Annotated in this window: 14 protein-coding genes; 7 read left to right on the top strand and 7 right to left on the bottom strand. The window is 71.8% G+C overall.

Annotation, left to right across the window (positions count from 1 at the left end; translation table 11 throughout):
• Positions 1-137 precede the first annotated feature (137 nt).
• Together AB0I04_RS01325 and AB0I04_RS01320 are read right to left on the bottom strand one after the other, a co-directional pair.
• The gene (locus AB0I04_RS01325) at positions 138-2,114 is read right to left on the bottom strand and encodes a sigma-70 family RNA polymerase sigma factor (protein ID WP_360877073.1); all 1,977 of its coding nucleotides are present in this window, start codon (positions 2,112-2,114) and stop codon (positions 138-140) included.
• Between the two features lie 156 nt (positions 2,115-2,270).
• The gene (locus AB0I04_RS01320; RefSeq protein ID WP_360877070.1) at positions 2,271-2,714 is read right to left on the bottom strand and encodes a helix-turn-helix domain-containing protein; all 444 of its coding nucleotides are present in this window, start codon (positions 2,712-2,714) and stop codon (positions 2,271-2,273) included.
• A gap of 148 nt (positions 2,715-2,862) precedes the next feature.
• Here AB0I04_RS01320 and AB0I04_RS01315 point away from each other — a divergent pair, with 148 nt between their 5' ends.
• Positions 2,863-3,717, top strand: coding sequence for an SDR family oxidoreductase (locus AB0I04_RS01315; protein ID WP_360877067.1), 855 nt, complete (start codon positions 2,863-2,865; stop codon positions 3,715-3,717).
• A 214-nt stretch (positions 3,718-3,931) separates the two neighbouring features.
• On the opposite strand, the gene AB0I04_RS01310 is transcribed toward AB0I04_RS01315, so the two are convergent.
• Complete coding sequence (locus tag AB0I04_RS01310) at positions 3,932-4,060, bottom strand: hypothetical protein (protein ID WP_360877064.1); 129 nt, start codon at positions 4,058-4,060, stop codon at positions 3,932-3,934.
• 413 nt (positions 4,061-4,473) lie between these two features.
• On the opposite strand from AB0I04_RS01310, the gene AB0I04_RS01305 reads away from it, so the two are divergent.
• From AB0I04_RS01305 to AB0I04_RS01285, 5 genes are all read left to right on the top strand, one after another.
• Entirely contained in the window at positions 4,474-7,305 is a 2,832-nt protein-coding gene (locus AB0I04_RS01305; protein WP_360877061.1) for a sugar-binding domain-containing protein, read from the top strand.
• Between the two features lie 342 nt (positions 7,306-7,647).
• Positions 7,648-8,859: a M23 family metallopeptidase gene (locus AB0I04_RS01300; protein WP_360877058.1), complete on the top strand. Its 1,212-nt coding sequence runs from the start codon at positions 7,648-7,650 to the stop codon at positions 8,857-8,859.
• On the top strand, positions 8,846-9,757 hold the full coding sequence (locus tag AB0I04_RS01295) for a hypothetical protein (RefSeq protein WP_360877056.1): 912 nt from the start codon (positions 8,846-8,848) through the stop codon (positions 9,755-9,757). The genes AB0I04_RS01300 and AB0I04_RS01295 overlap by 14 nt, the downstream gene beginning before the upstream one ends.
• Positions 9,754-11,229, top strand: a complete 1,476-nt coding sequence (locus tag AB0I04_RS01290) for an NADH-ubiquinone oxidoreductase-F iron-sulfur binding region domain-containing protein (RefSeq protein ID WP_360877053.1) — start codon at positions 9,754-9,756, stop codon at positions 11,227-11,229. The genes AB0I04_RS01295 and AB0I04_RS01290 overlap by 4 nt, the downstream gene beginning before the upstream one ends.
• Positions 11,230-11,308: 79 nt before the next feature.
• A complete protein-coding gene (locus tag AB0I04_RS01285; RefSeq protein WP_360877050.1) occupies positions 11,309-11,773 on the top strand; it encodes a helix-turn-helix transcriptional regulator in 465 nt (154 codons plus the stop codon).
• A 90-nt stretch (positions 11,774-11,863) separates the two neighbouring features.
• Here the strand turns inward: AB0I04_RS01285 and AB0I04_RS01280 are convergent, their stop codons facing one another.
• A complete protein-coding gene (locus AB0I04_RS01280; RefSeq protein WP_360877047.1) occupies positions 11,864-12,337 on the bottom strand; it encodes a MarR family transcriptional regulator in 474 nt (157 codons plus the stop codon).
• A gap of 90 nt (positions 12,338-12,427) precedes the next feature.
• Between AB0I04_RS01280 and AB0I04_RS01275 the strand changes: the two genes are divergently transcribed.
• Positions 12,428-12,865 carry a DoxX family protein gene (locus AB0I04_RS01275; protein ID WP_360877044.1) on the top strand — a complete coding sequence of 146 codons (438 nt, stop codon included), beginning with the start codon at positions 12,428-12,430 and terminating at the stop codon, positions 12,863-12,865.
• A gap of 48 nt (positions 12,866-12,913) precedes the next feature.
• Here AB0I04_RS01275 and AB0I04_RS01270 read toward each other — a convergent pair whose 3' ends face one another.
• The 3 genes from AB0I04_RS01270 to AB0I04_RS01260 all read right to left on the bottom strand — a co-directional run bounded on the left by AB0I04_RS01270 (position 12,914) and on the right by AB0I04_RS01260 (position 18,008).
• The gene (locus AB0I04_RS01270; RefSeq protein WP_360877041.1) at positions 12,914-13,930 is read right to left on the bottom strand and encodes an ROK family protein; all 1,017 of its coding nucleotides are present in this window, start codon (positions 13,928-13,930) and stop codon (positions 12,914-12,916) included.
• 106 nt (positions 13,931-14,036) lie between these two features.
• Positions 14,037-14,924 carry an SAM-dependent methyltransferase gene (locus AB0I04_RS01265; RefSeq protein ID WP_360877038.1) on the bottom strand — a complete coding sequence of 296 codons (888 nt, stop codon included), beginning with the start codon at positions 14,922-14,924 and terminating at the stop codon, positions 14,037-14,039.
• 102 nt (positions 14,925-15,026) lie between these two features.
• Complete coding sequence (locus tag AB0I04_RS01260; protein ID WP_360877036.1) at positions 15,027-18,008, bottom strand: FHA domain-containing protein; 2,982 nt, start codon at positions 18,006-18,008, stop codon at positions 15,027-15,029.
• Between the last annotated feature and the right edge of the window lie 66 nt (positions 18,009-18,074).

The raw sequence follows: 18,074 nt of genomic DNA, 5'->3' as shown, positions 1-18,074 counted from the left end.
GAGGCCGCGCAACGCGGCGAGGATGAAGCGGGTGGCGAGCTCGCCGGCGGTGAGCGGGTCGAGGTGGTCGTCGTGGAGGATCTGCTCGGCCGGGCGGCTCAGGAGTCGCTCGGGCGGCGGAATCCGAGCCGGGAGGCTCAGGTCAGCCGGGAGCGCTGCGGCACGTCGGGGCCGACGACGTCCTCCCGGGTGGCGTACTGCGGAACCGGCGCGTCGTCGCGGCCAGTGTCGCGGACGAGCCCGAAGCGTACGATGCCGTGCGCCGGGTCGGGCGCGTGGCCGATGTCGGCCGCCACGTCCGCCCTGCTCACGGGCGTGATCCCCAGGTTGTAGTCCGCCCCGCGCTCATGCTGGCGGAGGGTGACCTCGCCGTCGATGTAGTAGAACTCGTTCTGCCACATCTGCTGGGCGCCCTGCGGCAGGGTGATGTAGCCCTTGTCCGGGCGGCCCATCCACGTATGGGGCCGGTCCGTGGCGCCGGGCACGGCGTCGTCCATGCGGCGGCCGCCTCCGGACGCGACGTGGAAGATCTTGCCCTTGAGGCCGGTCCAGGTGGGCATGACGAGCACGCCCGGCCGGTTGAAGTAGGCGATCTCCCAGCGGACCTGGAAGTACCCGCGCCCCCGGATCGTCAGATGATCGTCGCGGTAGAACATGAGGTACCGGCCGCCCAGCGAGCCGCGGAAGGGCTGCTCCCACTTGCCGGAGAAGACCAGCGGCCGCCCTTCGGCACGGACCGGCAGCCGGCCCGGGGGCGCGTTCTTCGCCGGGGCACGGTCCACCGCGTCGACGTTGCTGCCGTACACCGGCCCGGGCTTCGCGCGCCGCCTCGTGGGCCGCGCGCTCCGCGTGCGCGCGGGTGTGCGCACGGCGGACGGAATCGGCTGCGGTCCGGCTGTGAGCGGGCGTTCGGCCGTCGGGGGGCGCTCGGTGGTCGGGGCGTTCCCGGTGTAGGCGGCCGCGGTGATGGCGGTCCCCCCGGCGACCACCGCCGCCCCCGCCGCCACGGCGACCTGTTTGGCCGTGAGGTGACCCATCGCACGGCCGAGCCGCCCGGCCCGCACCACGGCACCGTGAACGCCGGTGCCGCCCTGTCCCCCCGCCGACGTCGAGCCCGACGCCGATCCGCCCGCCGCGTGTTCCCCGGACACGGCATGCCCGCCCGCAGGCGGGACGTGGCCGCCGGCCGTCGCGGGATGCCCCGCACCCGACCCGGCGTGCGCTCCAGTAGACCCGGCATGACCGCCGCCCGATCCGGCGTGGCCTCCACCGGACCCGGCCTGGCTCCCGCCCGGCCCGGCGTGGCCGCCGGGGAACGCCGCCCCGTACAGGGCGAAGCCGGCCGGAAGGGGCACGAGGGCCAGGCCGGTCAGCAGCCGCTCCGCCGGGACGAGCCCCGACCAGCCCGCGCCGCAGGCGGTGCAGTCGCGGGAGTGCCGGGCCAACCGCTTGCGCCAGACCGGATCCGGCACGCCGTCCCAGCCCGCGGTGAGCTCGGCGAGACCGGGACAGCGGGGCACCGCGGCCAGCGCGCGCACGACGGCGCGAGCCGTCTCCAGCTGCGCCTTCATCCGCTGTACGCGGACGGCCGCATGCGCGGGCGGCAGGTCGAGCGCCGCGGCGAGCTCAGCCCTCGTGAGCTCGCCGGCGGCTTCGAGCCACCACAGCGACAGGAGTTCCCGGTCTTCCGGGCCGAGCCAGCGGGTGGCCTCGGCGACCTCCCGGCGCTGCCCCGACAGGCCGAGCCGCAGGATGGTCAGGTCCGCGAAGTCGGCGCCCGGGTCGGCGACGTCGTCCATTCCGTCCAGGCCGCCCGCGGGCGCGGTCCGGTCCCGGCGCCAGTGGTCGCGGACCTGACGCATCGCGATCGCGACGAGCCAGGAGCGGAAGCTGTCCGGATCACGGAGCCCTTCCAGGCCGTGGACGACGCGCAACATCGTCTCCTGGACGACGTCGTCCACGTCCGCGTGCCCGTCCAGCGCGCGACCGACGATGTTGTAGACCAGCGGCAGGTAACCGGCGATCAGCCGGTCCAGCGCGGCCTGGTCACCGTGCCGAGCCGCCACGACCGTCTCGGGGCCCGGCCGTACGTCCCCATCCATCTCGCTCCTCATCTCCCCTCGTCCACGAAGGCACGCTCTGTACGGGAGACGTGGATCAGACTCCGCGATAACGGAAAAGACGAGCGCAGGGTGAGATCGTCACCGAGCGGCCTGGTCGTACCGGGCCCGAGCCGTCATGACCACGGAAAAGAGCCCGAAGCAGGACCGTCACCGGGCGGACTTCGCCTGGTCGTAGCGGGCCCGGGCGGCCATGACCTCGGGCATGTTGGCCTCGAGCCACTCGATGACGTTCAGGAGGCGCTCGGCGGCCTCGCGGCCGAGCGGGGTGAGGCTGTACTCGACCCTGGGCGGGATGGTGGGCTCGGCCTTGCGGAGGACGAAGCCGTCGCGTTCGAGTGCCTGGAGGGTCTGCGCGAGCATCTTCTCGCTCACTCCGTCCACGCGGCGGCGCAACGCGTTGAAGCGGTACGTCCCCTCGCTGAGGGCGCCGAGCGCGAGGATCCCCCACCGCCCGGTGATGTGCCCCAGCGCCTCCCGGGAGGTGCACCGGCCCGCGAACACGTCGAAGAGGACACCGGCGAAGCCGTCGTCGGATCCCGGCCCGCCGGTGTCACCGTCGGCCGGCGGGGTATCGGTCGCGTGGCTGCCCATGGCGCACAGCATACTTCTCGACTGCACTGAGCGAATCGACAGTGCTGTCCTAGCGGATTGCACTTTCAAAAAGTTAGCACTATCGTACTGCGCGTACTTTGACCTGGGCGGTAACGTCCACCCGATCGATGAAGCGAGTGAGATTCGTATGATCATCGTTACCGGCGCCACCGGACAGCTCGGCCAGTTGGTGATCGACGGCCTGCTGGAGAAGGTGCCCGCGGACCAGGTGGTGGCCGCCGTGCGCAGCCCGGAGAAGGCCGCCGACCTCGCGGCCCGCGGCGTGCACGTGCGGGAGGCCGACTACGACCGTCCCGAGACTCTGCGCCCGGCCTTCGAGGGAGGCACCCGGCTCCTGCTGATCTCCGGCAGCGAGGTCGGCCGCCGCGTTCCGCAGCACGCCGCCGCCGTGCAGGCCGCGCAGGGCGCGGGCATCGGGCACATCGTCTACACGAGCGCGCCGCACGCGGACACGACCGTCCTCGGCCTGGCCGCCGAGCACAAGGCCACCGAGGAGATCATCCGCGAGACGGGGCTGACCTACACGCTCCTGCGCAACAACTGGTACAGCGAGATCTACGTCCCGTCGATCGCCCAGGCCGTCGAGACCGGCGCCGTCATCGGCAGCGCCGGCGAGGGGCGGATCGCCAGCGCCACCCGCGCGGACTACGCGGCCGCCGCGGTGGCCGTGCTCACCGGGACCGGCCACGACAACCGGGTGTACGAGCTGGCCGGCGACGTCTCCTGGACCCTCGACGATCTCGCCGGCGAGATCTCCCGGGTCTCGGGCAAGCAGGTCGCCTACCGGAACCTCTCCTCCGAGGAGCACCGCGCCGCGCTGATCGGGGCGGGCATGCCCGACGCGGTCGCCGACCTGCTCGTCGGCATCGACCGCGGCATCGCGGCGGGCGCCCTGGCCGACACCCCGGGTGACCTGAAGTCGCTCATCGGCCGCCCGACCACGCCGATCTCCGAGACCATCACCGCCACGCTCGGCGCCTGACGTCGCGGATCCCGGAAACGCGGCCTCGAGGGCGCGCGGGGCCGGTCGCCGATGGCACTCCTCTGAGGCGTGCCGGCCGCGGTTGAGGCGTGCCGGCCGCGGTTCCGCGACGCGGACCGGGCCGGTCCTCGCGAAGGCTCGTTCCGTCCCATGACACTCCTCCGGGGCGCGCGGGCCGGTCCCTCCTGACCGTCACCGGCCCGCGCGGGTCCTCTCAAGAGGTGGACCGCAGGTGGTCCCGGAGACCGGCGCCGTACGCGGTGGCGGTGCCGGTGACGAGGCCGATTCCGCAGACGCCGAGCAGCAGGGCGAGCAGAGAGGAGAGCACGCGTCGAGGTCGCATTGACGGCTCCATGGACGGGTTACCGGGAGACTCTGGACATGGGAGCGCTCCCATGCGCCACCCGACCGTAAGCCCGGAGCCGGTGCACGGAAAAGACGCTTTCATCGCCGTTCACGCGTCGCGACCCTCGTCTCCGCGCACTCGCCGCCCGATCGCCGGCTCGTCCGACGTTGCTCAACCGGCAGGTACGCTGGCAGGACATCGAACGGCACCACCGGACCCCGGACGCGGCCCGCGCCCGCGGCACAGGCGGTGACCACGCGGCCGGGACGCCCACTCGGGGGCCGGACCGCCCGGAGCGACATCCGCGGATCCAGACCGCTGTCCGTTTCCGGCCATTGTTAATGAGATTGACGATCACCCCTCGCCGGGGACTTAACCGGATGCGATTCAAAAGATCTTCAGGAGGTGCCGTGTCCAGGCTGAGCTCGCAGCCGATCGTCCTGGCGGCATGCGCGATGCTCGCCGCGGCCGCGCCGGCCTCGGCGGCCGCCCGTACCGGAGCCGCGCCGCCCCAGCCCGTCACCGTGGCGCAGAGCGCGACGTCGGCCGCGCCCTCGTCGGACGGCGAGCTGAACTCCGGCTGGAAGATCCAGTCCTCCGCCGTCGCGGGGGGCTCCGGGGCGACGATCTCCCGGCCCGACTACGCGGCCGGCGGCTGGCTGTCGATCAGCCGGCCGGAGACGGTGATGGCCGGGCTGCTCGAGAACGGGCGCTACCCGAACATCTTCTACTCCGACAACCTGGCGAAGGTCCCCGCCGACCAGTTCAACGTGAACTGGTGGTACCGCGAGCAGCTGACCGTCCACCCGCGACGCGACGGCCGCACGTTCCTGATCATGAACGGCGTCCTCGGCACGGCGGACCTGTGGGTCAACGGCACCAAGGTCGCCGACCGGTCGCAGCTCCAGGGCGCCTACTCCCGGCTGGAGTACGACATCACCCCGTACGTCCGGGACGGCCAGAACGCCATCGCGCTCGACGTCGCCAAGAACGACAAGAAGACGTACCTGACCGACAGCCAGCTCGACTGGAACCCGGCCGCGCCGGACCAGAACACGGGTCTGCGATTCGCGCCGCGGCTCGCCCAGGCCGGCCCGGTCTCACTGCGGAACGTCCACGTCGTCCAGCACAACGCCGCGAACCTCAGCAGCTCCGACCTCACGGTAAAGGCCGACCTGCGCAACGACACCGACGCGGAGCGGAAGACGCGGCTGGACGCGACGATCAGCCACGGCGCGACCCGCGTCGCCGTGGCGGCGAACGTCACGGTGCCCGCCAAGTCGACCCGGACGGTGACGCTGACGCCGGCGGACCACCGGTCGCTGCACCTGGCGCACCCCGCCGTCTGGTGGCCGTACCAGCTCGGCGCGCAGCCGCTGTACCACCTGACGGCTCGCGCGAGCGTCGACGGGCGGGCCTCCGACCGTACCGACGAGGACTTCGGCATCCGTACCGTCACGTCGTCGCTGACGCCGGTGACCGCCGGCACGCACGCGTCGCACGGCTCGCGGCAATTCGTCGTCAACGGCGTCCCCCTGGTGATCCGCGGCGGCGGCTGGTCGCCGGACATGTTCATGCGGTACGACCCGCGGAACATCCACGACCAGCTCTCCTACGTCAAGAACCTCGGGCTGAACACCCTGCGCTTCGAGGGGAACCTGCCGCCGGACGACATGTTCGCCCAGATGGACCGCGAGGGCATCCTGGCCATGCCCGGCTGGCAGTGCTGCGACCGGTGGGAGGACTCCTCCTCCAAGTGGCCGGACGCGCTCAAGGCCAACGCCGGCAACCAGGCCACGCACGTCGCGGAGTGGCTGCGCGACCACCCGAGCGTCTTCACGTTCTTCCAGGGCAGCGACGAGGCGCCCGACGCGGCCAAGGAGGCGATCTACCTGGCGGCGTTCGCGGCGGCGGACTGGCCGACGCCCCAGGTATCGGCCGCGGAGTACAAGTCGTCGCCGAAGCTCGGCTCCTCGGGTTCGAAGGAGGGCCCGTACAACTACGTCCCGCCGGGCTACTGGTGGGCGAACGGGCCCGAGACGGCGAACCAGAAGGACCCGACCTACACCAACGCGGGCAGTGCCTGGGCGTACGACACCGAGACCAGCGCCGGCAACACCGTGCCGACCCAGGACTCGCTCAACCGGTTCCTGACGGCGGCGGACCAGCAGAAGGTGTGGGATCCGAGCACGGCGGGCGGGCCGGGCTCCGGCCCGGACATCTATCACGTCTTTCCGAAGTACAACGGCTATACCAAGACCGCCCGGATGGGGCAGTACAACACTCCGTTGTGGAATCGCTACGGACATTGGTCCGACATGGCGTCCTACCAGAAGATCGCCCAGATGGGCGGGTACGAGGTCACGCGGGCGCAGTTCGAGGCATACCTCGGGCATTCGAAGGACCCGGTCAATCCCAGCACCGGCGTCATCTACTGGATGCTCAACAAGGCCTGGCCGTCGCTGCACTGGAACCTGTACAACTACGACTTCGACCAGCCGGGCGTGTATTTCGGCGCCAAGAAGGCCGGCGAACCGGTGCACGTAATGTACGACTACGCGGGCAAGTCGATCAAGGTGGCGAACCTGACCAACGCGGCGCAGTCCGGCCTGACCGCGACCGCGCGGTTCATCGATCTCGACGGCACCGTACGGGCGACGGCCCGGCAGGCCGTTCCGAGCCTCGCGAGCCAGGACGTGCGGACCGTACTGGCTCCGAAGGTCCCGGCGGGGATCTCCAAGACGTACTTCCTGGAGCTGACGCTGACCCGACCTGGCACGACGGTGAGCCGGAACGTCTACTGGCTGTCGACGAAGGCGGACGAGATCGACTGGTCCAAGACGCTCGGCGAGGGCAGCGGAGCGGTGTTCGCGCCGGGCGGCTACGCGGACCTGACGGGGCTGCAGAGCCTGCCCGCCGCGAAGATCCAGGCGTCCGCGTCGACCCGGCGGAACGGCGAAGAGGCGACCACCACGGTCACGATCCGCAACGTGGGGAGCAAGCCGGTGCCCACGGTGTTCACGCGTGCCGACGTGCGCCGGGGCAGGTCCGACGGCCACGCGCTGGGCGGTGACGACCAGGTCCTGCCGATCCAGTGGAGCGACAACGACGTCACCCTCTGGCCGGGCCAGAGCGTCACCCTGACCGCGCGGTACCGCGTCGCGGACCTCCGGGGCGCGACGCCCGTCGTCGGGCTCACCGGCTGGAACCTCGCCGGCCTGACCGTCCCCGCACGAGGCTGACCACCGTCCGCAACGTATTTCCTACTGCCCGGAAAGCTGGCCGGATCCGGACATAGGCACCGCCCGGTGCGACCTTACGAGGGAATGGACGGCTCTCTCAGCCGCCCATCGGCTCGAATGGAACCATCGGGCGGTTCGCGGTCCACTTCCGTGAAATGGCCCGATGCCGGAAACGAGGCTGATTCGGGAGCGCGGTGTGACGATCTCATTCCGCTCCGCAAAGCCGACCTTCTCTGTGATGATTTTTCACGTTTTCCACGCTCGAAAAGGTCACAGAAGCCCTACACTCCTCTCGCAATCCGGTTTCGATCACTAACGATCGTCCTCTGGAGAGGCAGGTCGATGCCGAGGACTCACCGAAGGCACGGACGGCTCGGCCCCCCACGGCGCCGGAGGCCGGCGGCGTCGCTGGGCGACCGGGTCTCCGCCCTGGGCAGCGTGGTCGTCATCGCGGTGGGACTGATGCTCGCCGCGATCGTCGAGCAGGTCGTCATGCCGCCGTCCGCCCGGCACCCGGTCGCCGAAAGACGCCACGTCCACGCGACGCCCACGCGCACACACCGTCCGGTCTCCGCCCATCCCTCACCGTCCCGGATCCCGGTCAGCCCGGCCACTCAGCTGAGCCGGAAGGTGGAGAAGGTGGCACTCGCCGAACGCAGCCCCGTGGTCCGGCGCAACTACGGCGTCGGGACCCTGAACACCCCCATCGTGCGGCTGAGCAGGATGGACCGCCGTGACGACTGGGCGTTCGGCACCGAGACGATCCCCCCGCCATCGGATATGACGGTCATGCCGGAGTCGTCCGTCTTTCTCGCGCAGATGACGGGGACCGGCTGGGAGGTCGCCCTCGCCGGGACCCCGGAGTTCGCCGCCCTGCTGAAGAAGGCGCCGGCCTCCGTCGTGTCGGACGCCGAGCGGCCTGTGCTGGCGAAGTTCAGCGCGGCGGCCGACACACCGCTCGACACGGGCCTCATGCTGCCGTGGGGCATCGGGCAGTCCTGGTCCCTCCTCGCCTCGGACCAGGGCGTGTCGGGCTTCGACGGCGGGGACGGGCGCGTCCTCGCCCCCGGCGACGGCCGGATCTACCGGCTGTGCTCCTCCACGCCCGGCCACGGACTCGTGCTCCTGATCCACCCGAACGGGCTGGCGAGCGAGTACTACCAGCTCAGCGACGTCACGCGGGTAAGCGACGGCAGCCTCGTGAAGCGCGGCGACTACCTCGGCCGCACCGGCACCGAGCAGCCGTGCGGAGGCGGGGAGGCACCGCAACGGATGGTCCGGTTCGCGCTCAGCGACGCGGACGGCCCGATGCGCCTGGACCGGCTCCAGCTCGGCGGCTGGACCCTGCGAGAGACGGCGGCGGCGACCTTCGCCGAGCGGGCCGGTGTCCGCGTCGACGCGGGCAACCCGCTGCTCAACTTCGGCGTGATGCCGACCTCACCGCCCGTACCGTCCGGGAGCCCCTCCCCCTCCGGCACGCCGAAGTCCGGTTCACCGAGCGTGCGGGTCCCGAACCTCCCCCTGCCCGGTGGGAGCCCCAATGGCAGCCTCTGAGCGGGTCTCCGGCCCGCGGCACGCACCCCGGGAGAGCGGGGCGCGGCGCCGCCGGGTGCGGGACCGTCCCCCCCGAAGACCCGGCCGCGCCCGGGCGACGCTGGTCACGCTGCTGCTCCTCGCCTTCGTGCTGGTGGTCGGCCGGACGTCGCAGGGCGCCGCCCTGGTCGTACGGCTCCGGGCGTTCCTTGAGTTCTACGTCGGCGTGTTCGCGCTCCTGGCGGCGACCGCCGCGGTCGTCGCCGGTGTGGCCGCCGCGCAGCGGACCCTGCCGATCGGCCTGCGCATCCTCGCCCAGGGCGCCCACCGCGCGACCGCGGTGATGGCCGTCGGCTTCCTCGCCACGCACATCGTCTTGAAGGTCATGGAGGCGCACGCGAGCGTCCTGGACGCGTTCCTGCCCTTCACCGGCCACGGGCGCCGAGCGGTCCTGGTCGGCCTGGGCACCATCGCGGGCGACCTGCTGGTCGTCATCCTCGGCACCGGGGTGCTGCGCGGCCGTTTCGTCGGCAACGCCCGGCCGTGGATGTGGCGCACCGTGCACGCGCTCGCGTACGTGATGTGGCCCTTGGCGATCGTCCACGGTCTGACGGCGGGCCGCCCGCCGAAGGCCTGGGTCACGTGGAGCTACATCGTCTGCGCCGTCCTGGTACTGATCGCGGCGACGGGCCGGCTGCCGCGCCTGGCCCGGGACCGGCGCATGCTCCGCACCCGCAAGGTCCGGGGCGATGGCCGGATGACGGGCGGCGGCGCCGGACCGCGCCACGACGGTGCCGATCCCCGTGACCGGGCCGGCGCGAACGCCAGGAGCTCCGCCGACAACGGCGACCTGCCCGACGAGGAGTTCTGGGCGGCGCTGCGCGCGGAGACCGCGCCGTGGCTGGGTGACCGCAAATGATGGACTACCGGTACGTGGGGCCGCCGCGCCTCGGCCGGGGACTCCACCGTCACCAGCGGATCGACCAGACCTCGCACCGGGAGATCCATGGGGAGTTCCGGCGCCGGAGCGTGCGCGAGCTGATCGCGCTGGCGGAGAAGGTCGACCTGCGCGGCCGAGGCGGCGCCGCCTTCCCGTTCGCCCGCAAGGTCAAGGCGGTGGTCTCGTCCGCCCGCCGCCAGGACGCCCAGACGGTGGTCCTCGTCAACGCCACCGAGGGCGAGCCCGCCAGCGCCAAGGACAAGCTGCTGATGGCCCGCACCCCGCACCTCATCCTGGACGGCGCGATGCTCGCCGCCCTCGCGCTCGGCGCCCGCGAGGTCGTCATCGGCGTGACCGACGGCGGCCGGGCCGGCCGGTCCATCCGCAGCGCGGTCGTGGAGAGCAACCTCGGCGGGTTCATCCGCGTCGTCCGGCTGCCGGAGCGCTTCGTCACCGGTGAGGGCGGCGCGCTCGTCAACGGCGTCAACGGCAATCCCGCGCTCCCGCCGGGCCGCAAGGTACGGGCCGCGGAGCGCGGCGTGGACGGACTGCCCACCCTGCTGTCCAACGCCGAGACGTTCGCCCAGCTCGCGCTGCTCTCCCAGCTCGGGCCGGACCTGTACGCGGCGATCGGGACCGCCGAGGAGCCCGGGACCGTCCTCATGACCGTCTGGGGAGCCGGCGGACGGCCGGTCGTCGTCGAGGCTCCCGCCGGCACCCCGCTGTTCCAGGTGCTCGACCTGTGCCGGGCGGACGTCGGCCAGGGTGTCCTGATGGGCGGCTACCACGGCGCGTGGCTCCCGCCCGCCGCCGCCAACCGGGCGCTGGTGTCGCGGGAGGACATCGCCAAGGCCGGCGCGAGCCTGGGCGCGGGCATCATCCTGCCGCTCGCCCCGGACGTGTGCCCGCTCGGCGAGGTCGCCCGGGTCGCCGCCTACATGGGCCTGGAGACCGCGGGGCAGTGCGGCCCCTGCCGCCTCGGGCTGCCCGCCCTCGCCCGGTCGCTGCGCGCGCTGGCGGAAGGCGACTCGCGATCCGACGCCCTGTCGGCTGTACGGCAGGGCATACAGGTCGTGAAGGGACGCGGGGCCTGCCATCACCCGGACGGCACGTCCCGCTTCATCGCCTCGGCCCTCGAGGTGTTCGCGGAGGACGTCGCGGTCCACCTGGCCGACGGGACCTGCGGCCGGCCGGTGCGCGGCCTGCTGCCGATCGACGGCGAAGAGGCGGCCTCGGAAGAGGTCGAGGACACCGGGCTGCGGCTGACGGTGGACTGGGCCCGCTGCGCCGGGCACGGCCTGTGCGGGCACCTCGTCCCCGACCTCGTGAGCCTGGACGAATTCGGCTTCCCGGTCGTCGAGAGCAAGACGGTGCCGCAGCGGCTGCTCCGGCAGGCCCACCAGGCGATCGACATGTGCCCCGCCCTCGCGCTGCGCCTCAAGAACCCGTGACGGTCACCGGGCCCATACCTCCTTGGCGTACGTTTCCAGGCTTCTGGGCGCGTTCCCGGTGAGCCGGTGAAGGTCGTCGGTGACGGTCGCGTACACGCTGGTGGACGCTCTCCTCGTGTACATGCTCCGCGCCTGGCTGCGTGAGTCCGACGGCGCCTCCGGGTGGTCCGCAGCGCTCGCCGACCCTGCGACCGCCCAGGCGCTCGCCGCCATGCACACCGAACCCGCGTACCTGTGGGCCATCGAGCGGCTCGGCGCCGTGGCCGGCCTATCCCGTGCCGCGTTCGCGCGCCGGTTCACCGCGCTCGCCGGGGAGGCGCCGCTGACGTACCTCACCCGCTGGCGGATGACCGTCGCCGCCCGGCTGCTGCGCGACACCGACCAGACCCTCGCGCAGATCGCCAAGGACGTCGGGTACGGCTCCGCGTTCGCCTTCGCGAAAGCCTTCCGCCGCGAATACGCCACCACGCCGGGCGGCTTCCGCACCTCGATCCGCACCGGCGCGGAACGAAGCGCTTCTGATCACTCCGGTCGACCGGAATGAGCGCGCGTGACCTTCCCGTGGGGACCTCGGGTCGTCGTGTCGGGCGCTGATCGGGTCCAGCCCGAGCCGTGTCTCGCACCGAGGGCCGGATCAGCCGGTCCGGCGTTCCCTTGAGGCGAGGTGGTCGGCGAGGGTCTGGCTGATGGCGCCGAGCCATTGAACCTGCTCTGGGTCGAGCGCGTCGAACAGCGCGCCTCGTACGGCCTCGACGTGTCCCGGCGCGGCGGCGGCCAGGGCGGCGAAACCCTCGTCGGTGAGGACGGCGAGCTGACCGCGCTTGTCGGTCGGGCAGTCCTCCCGGCGCACCCAGCCGCGCTCCTCCAGCCGCGCGATCGCGTGCGACAGCCGGCTCGCGGAGACGCGAAGACCGTCGGCGAGCACGGACATGCGCAACGCCCGGTCGGGGGTGTCCGAGAGCCGAACGAGGATCTCGTAGTAGGCGTGCGGCATGCCGGAGTCACGACGGAGCTGCGCGTCGACCGCGTCGAGCAGCAGCCGGTGGGCGTTCAGGTAGGCCCGCCAGGCCTTCTGCTCGTCGGGGCTCAGCCATCGTGTCTCGCTCATCAGCACGATTCTAGCGGATTTGTTGAGCGTTCAAGTAGCTGCTAACGTCCTTGAACATTCAAGAAACCGGCATTCAGGAGGACCTCGCTCATGTCCCGCCGAATCCCGCCGCCCGTGGTCGATGTGGCCCTGCTCGTCGCCCGTGTCGCGATCGGCGTCGTCTTCGTCGCCCACGGCTGGCAGAAGTTCCACACCAACGGCCTGACCGCGACCGGGCACGCGTTCAAGGCGATGGGCGTCCCCGCCCCGACCCTCTCCGCCTACTACGCCACGTTCGTCGAGCTCGGCGCCGGGATCCTGCTGATCCTCGGGCTGCTCACGCCCATCGCCGGAGTGCTGCTCTTCCTCGACATGGTCGGCGCGTTCCTCACCGTGCACGTCGACAAGGGCCTGTTCGTCGACAAGGGCGGCTACGAGCTCGTCCTCACCCTCGCGGCCGTCACCCTGGCCCTCGCGGTCGTCGGGGCGGGCCGCGTCAGCGCCGACGGCCTGTTCTTCGGCAGGCGCGCCTCCGCGGACGCCGCCTGACCGGTCTTCCCGGCCGCCCACCGCTTCGTCGCGGTGGGCGGCCGCGTGTTAGTCCTGCAGGGTGTCGCGGGCCGCGATGGCGGCGCCGCGGGCGCCGGCCATGTCGAGGTCGGGAACGAGCGCGAACTCCGTGACACGCTCCTGTTCCTCCCGCAGCACCGTGTGCTCGCGGACCTTGTCCAGGAACCACTGGCGGAACCTCGGCCCGGTCTCGACCACGCCCCCGCCGACGAAGTACGCGCTCGGGTCGGTGAAGTTGGCCGCGATCGTGAACAGCCGGCCGAGCGCGATGGCCTGCTGCTCGAAGATCTTGAGGGCGAGGGGGTCCTCCTTCTCGCCGTATCCGCGCACGAGCTTCGCCGCCTTGCCGAGCGGCTCGGCGCTCAGCGGGTGGTCCGGGAACCGGGCCAGCCAGTACGGCAGCAGGTTGTTGGTGATCCCGGTAAGCGAGGCGACGCTCTCGGCGTCGGCGGAGAAGCCGCAATTGCAGGCGGGCAGCGGCTGGGCGTCCTGCAGGAGCCCCTCCATCGGGATGTTCACGTGCCCGAGCTCGCCGGCCATCCCGGCGGTGCCCTTGACGACCTTCCCCGCCTCGATCACACCGCCGCCCAGACCGGTGCCCACGATCGCCGAGATGGACGAGTGCCCGAACGCGTCGGCGCCGAAGTGGGCGTGGTGGGCGTACAGCGCCGCCGCGTTGCCGTCGTTGTTGTAGACGACGGGCAGGCCCAGGCGCTCCTCGAGGGCGGCGCGGATGTCGAAGCCCCACCACTCGGGCTGCGGGAAGTTGGTGGCGCCCTTGCTCGAGATCACGCCGGTCGCGCTCGCCGGTCCAGGGGTGTCCAGGCCGACCGCGCGCACCTGCGCCCGATCGACGCCCGTCACCTCGAGGACTCCGGTCAGGGCCGCAGCGAGGGCCTCGACGGCCACTTCCGGCCCTTCAAGCACCTGGCTGGGTGTTTCCACGAGCCGGTCGACGAGAAACTTCCCTGCGGCGTCCAGCACTGTCGCGTTGTTGCTGGTCCCGCCGTTGTCGAGACCGACAACCACCCACGTCTCCGGCATTCCACATCCCCTTTCGGCCCCATGATGGTACGGCTCCACGGACGGCTCGCACACCATGGACGGGTCTGCCGTTCCGGCAGCGGACCGCAGGCGGCTCCCGCCCAGGTCAGCGACCGGCGCCCTCGCCCGGTCCGGTGAGCGGTTTCACGGCGACGGCGCCGTATCCCCAGATGTTCTTGATGCTCTGCTCCAGGATCTCCATGGGCTCGTCGTCGGGATTCCACCGGCCGGTCAGGCCCGGCTCGACGAATTCGAGCCCGTCGAAGAAACGCTGGATCTCGTCGAAGGTCCGCATGTTCATCGTGGACGAGGCGTTGGCCCAGCCCGTCGAGGCCTTGTGGCCGGTCTCCGGATCCGGATCCATCGTCGCGTGCGTCAGCATGAGCATGCTGCCGGGCGCCAGCCCGTCGCACAGCCGCTTCACCAGGCCGTACGGGTCCTCGTCGTCGCGGATGAAGTGCAGGACGGCCACCAGCATCAGGGCGACCGGCCGGTCGAAGTCGATGATCTCCCGCACCTCGGGATTCGCGAGGATCGTCTCCGGCTCGCGCAGGTCGCACAGGACGATCGTGACCCGTCCCTGCTCCTCGTCGGACAGCAGCGCCCGGGCGTGGGTCAGCACGATCGGGTCGTGGTCGACATACGCGACGCGGGCCTCGGGCGACATCTCCTGGGCGACCTCGTGCACGTTGCCGGCGGTCGGGATCCCGGTGCCGACGTCGAGGAACTGGGTGATACCGCGCCACGCCGCGTAGCGGACCGCGCGGCGCAGGAACAGCCGGCTGAGCCGGATGCTCTGCGGCATGTCCGGCATAACGGCGAGCACCTTCTCCACGGCCGCCCGGTCGACGGCGAAGTTGTCCTTGCCGCCCAGCAGATAGTCGTACATGCGGGCCGTGTGCGGCACGGACGTATCGAGCGTCAGGGGCCGCTGGACCTGCGCGTCGTCGTCGGCGGGCGACGACACCCAGGGTTCCCTCGATTCGGACGCCATGGCACCTCCAGGTTCGAGCCGCCGGCGGGCGTGGTGATCAACGATACCGAGGGGGGACACCGGGTGAACCGCCCGCTGTTCCCCCCTCTCACGCGTGGAACGCTACTTGCGCATGACCTCGGGCTCCTGGCGGCGGAGCATCCGCGTGACCAGGAATGTCAGGACGACCACCTGGACGAGCATGATCCCCATGTCGTACGCCCACGTGCCGGTGTCCTGTTTCCACAGCGGGTCCGGCGCGTCGCCCCGGCTGGGGATCAGCACACCGGCGTTGAGCGTGCCGGCCATCGCGGCGAGCGCCCACCGGGCCGGGACCAGCCAGGAGACCTGCTCCAGCCCCGGCTTGCCGTCGAGGTGCACGAGGGCGCCGCAGAACACGACCTGGACCAGCGTGGTCATCACCAGGAGCGGCATCGTCATCTCGCTGGTCTTGACCAACGCGGAGATCAGCAGGCCCATGGTCATCGCGGTGAAGGACAGCAGGGCGATCGCGAGCACCAGCTCGATCAACGGAGTCGTGATCACGCCCTTGTCGTGCGTCTTGACGCCGAGCATGGCCACCAGGGTCAGCACGACGCCCTGCGCGATGGTGACCAGGCCGAGTACGAGCAGTTTCGAGGCGAGATACGCGGATCTGGACAGCCCGACCGCGCGTTCTCGCTGATAGATGGCTCTTTCCTTGACGAGTTCGCGCACCGCGTTGGCGGCGCCGGTGAGGCATCCGCCGATGCACAGGATGAGCAGGAGGTTCGCCGCCTGACTGTCATTGCCGGGAGGCGCCAGCAGGTTGCCGGTGGGCACCGCGCGGGCCAGCAGACCCATGATGATCGGTAGCAGCACGGTGATGCCGAGGAACATCGGGTCGGCCGCGATGCTGCGGCAGTAGCGGCGGATCAGCGTGCTCAGCTGCTCCGGCCAGCTCTGCGCCTTGGGCGGCTGCTCGAAGTTGCCGCCGCCGATCGGGCCCGTCTGCGCGACCGGCTGGACCAGCTCCGCCTGGACGTACCGCTGGTGCTCCTGAGACTGCAGGTAGCGGCCGCCCCAGTCGATGGACGGGTCGTCGAACGCCTGGAACACGTCCGCCCAGTCGTCGAACCCGAGGAACGGCAGCGCCTCCTTCGGCGGGCCGAAGTACGCGATCCGTCCGCCCGGTGCCATGACGAGCAGCCGGTCGCAGATGTCGAGGTTGGCGACGCTGTGGGTGACGACGGCGACCGTACGGCCGTCGTCGGCCAGGCCGCGCAGCATCTGCATGACCGACTTGTCCAGACCCGGGTCGAGGCCGGAGGTGGGCTCGTCGAGGAACAGCAGCGACGGTTTGGTGAGCAGTTCGAGGGCGACGCTGACGCGCTTGCGCTGGCCGCCGGACAGCGACGAGACCTTGTTGTCCCGGCGGTGGTCCAGGCCCAGCTCCTTGAGCACCTCGTCGACGCGCGCCTTGCGCTCGCTCTGCCGGGTGTCGTCCGGGAACCGCAGCTCGGCGGCGTAGATGAGCGCCCGGCGTACGGTGAGCTGCGTGTGCAGGATGTCGTCCTGCGGCACCAGCCCGATGCGGGAGCGCAACTCGGCGTAGTCGCGGTACAGGTCGCGCCCGTCGTACGAGACGACGCCCTGGTCGGCCGGGCGCAGGCCGGTGAGCGCGCGCAGCAGCGTCGACTTGCCCGAACCACTGGGGCCGATGACCGCGACCAGGCACTTCTCCCCGAGCGGGAAGGTGACGTGGTCGAGCAGCACCTTGCCCTTGTCGACGGTGACGGTGAGGTCGTGGGCGCTGAGCCGGACCGCTCCGGCGTCGACGTACTCCATGAGGACGTCGTCCACCAGATGGAACGTCGAGGGCCCGATGCCGATGATGTCCTGCGGGCCGATCGACGCGCGCTCGACCCGCCGGCCGTTGACGTAGGTGCCGCTTCGGCTGCCCAGGTCGACGATCTCGTACGTGCCGCCGGCGGAGCGCAGTTCGGCGTGCTGGCGGGAGACGCGGAGGTCGGCGACGACCATGTCGTTCTCGGGGCCGCGGCCGATGCGCACCACGTTCGAACCACCGAGGTTCCGGACGTGCGCGGGCTCGCGGTACTGACCGCTCATGGTCTGCACGATCGGCGACCGCGGGCGCGGGCCCTGCGCCGGGTTATGCGTCGGGGCGCTCTGCCAGGCGGGGACGCCTCCGGGTCCGGGCGGAGCCGGGTAGGGGCCGCTGCCGGAGCCTGACGGAGCCGGGTAGGGGCCGCTGCCGGAGCCTGACGGAACCTGCGTCGGGACGCCGCCGTATCCGGGCGCCTGCTGCGGCGCGGTCCCGTACGGGGAGGGCTGCTGCTGGGGCGGCACGGGCGTCCCAGGAGCCACGGTCGGCTGGCCCTGACCGGGGTACGCCGCCGCCGGCGGGTAGCCGTGCGGCGCCGTGCCGCCCGTCGCGGGCTGCCGGGGAACCTCTGGAGCGGGCGGGTACCCGTGCGGCCCGGTGCCGGCCGGGGACTGCTGAGGACCCTCTGGCGCCGGCGGGTAGCCGTACGGCGCGGTGCCACCGGCCGCGGGCTGCTGCGGAACCTCCGGAGCGGGCGGATGCCCGTATGGCCCGGTACCGCTTGCCGCCGCGGGCCGCTGAGGCGTCGGCGGAGGGTACTGTCCGGGGACGCCCGGCTGCGACGGCCCGGCGGGCGGGGAGCCCCAGGGAGAATCCTGCTGGTACGGCGGCCGGGGGCCGGGCGAGTCGGCCGGCGACTGCGGCCGCCCCGGAGCTGTGGCGGGCGCGCCCGCCGCGGGCGTCTGTCCGGGGCCGGGCGGCGCCCCTTGGCCCGCCCGGAAGGTCAGCGGAACGCCCTGCTCGGGATGGCCGAGCCGGATCTCGCTGCCGGGCGCGACCGCGACCCGCTGGATCCGGCGACCGCCCTCGAACGAGCCGTTCGCGCTGCCGTTGTCCTCCAGCACCCACTGACCGGATTCAAATCGAAGGGTCGCGTGCGACCGGGAGACGCCGTCGACGGCGACGACGATCTCCGACCCAGGGTCCCGGCCTACGCGGTAGGTACGTCGTGGATCGAGAGCCACCGACGTGCCGTTGCCCTCCACGACAAGCTGAGTCACGAAACAACCTTCCCGTCACTGCCCCGAAGGCCTGCTGGGTGGCGCGTCGGAGGCGCACATCCGCTG

The organism is Actinoallomurus sp. NPDC050550, from assembly GCF_040655075.1.
Classification (GTDB): Bacteria; Actinomycetota; Actinomycetes; order Streptosporangiales; family Streptosporangiaceae; genus Actinoallomurus.
The sequence above is the reverse complement of the archived record's forward strand: the minus strand, read 5'-3'. Positions and strand labels throughout refer to the sequence as shown.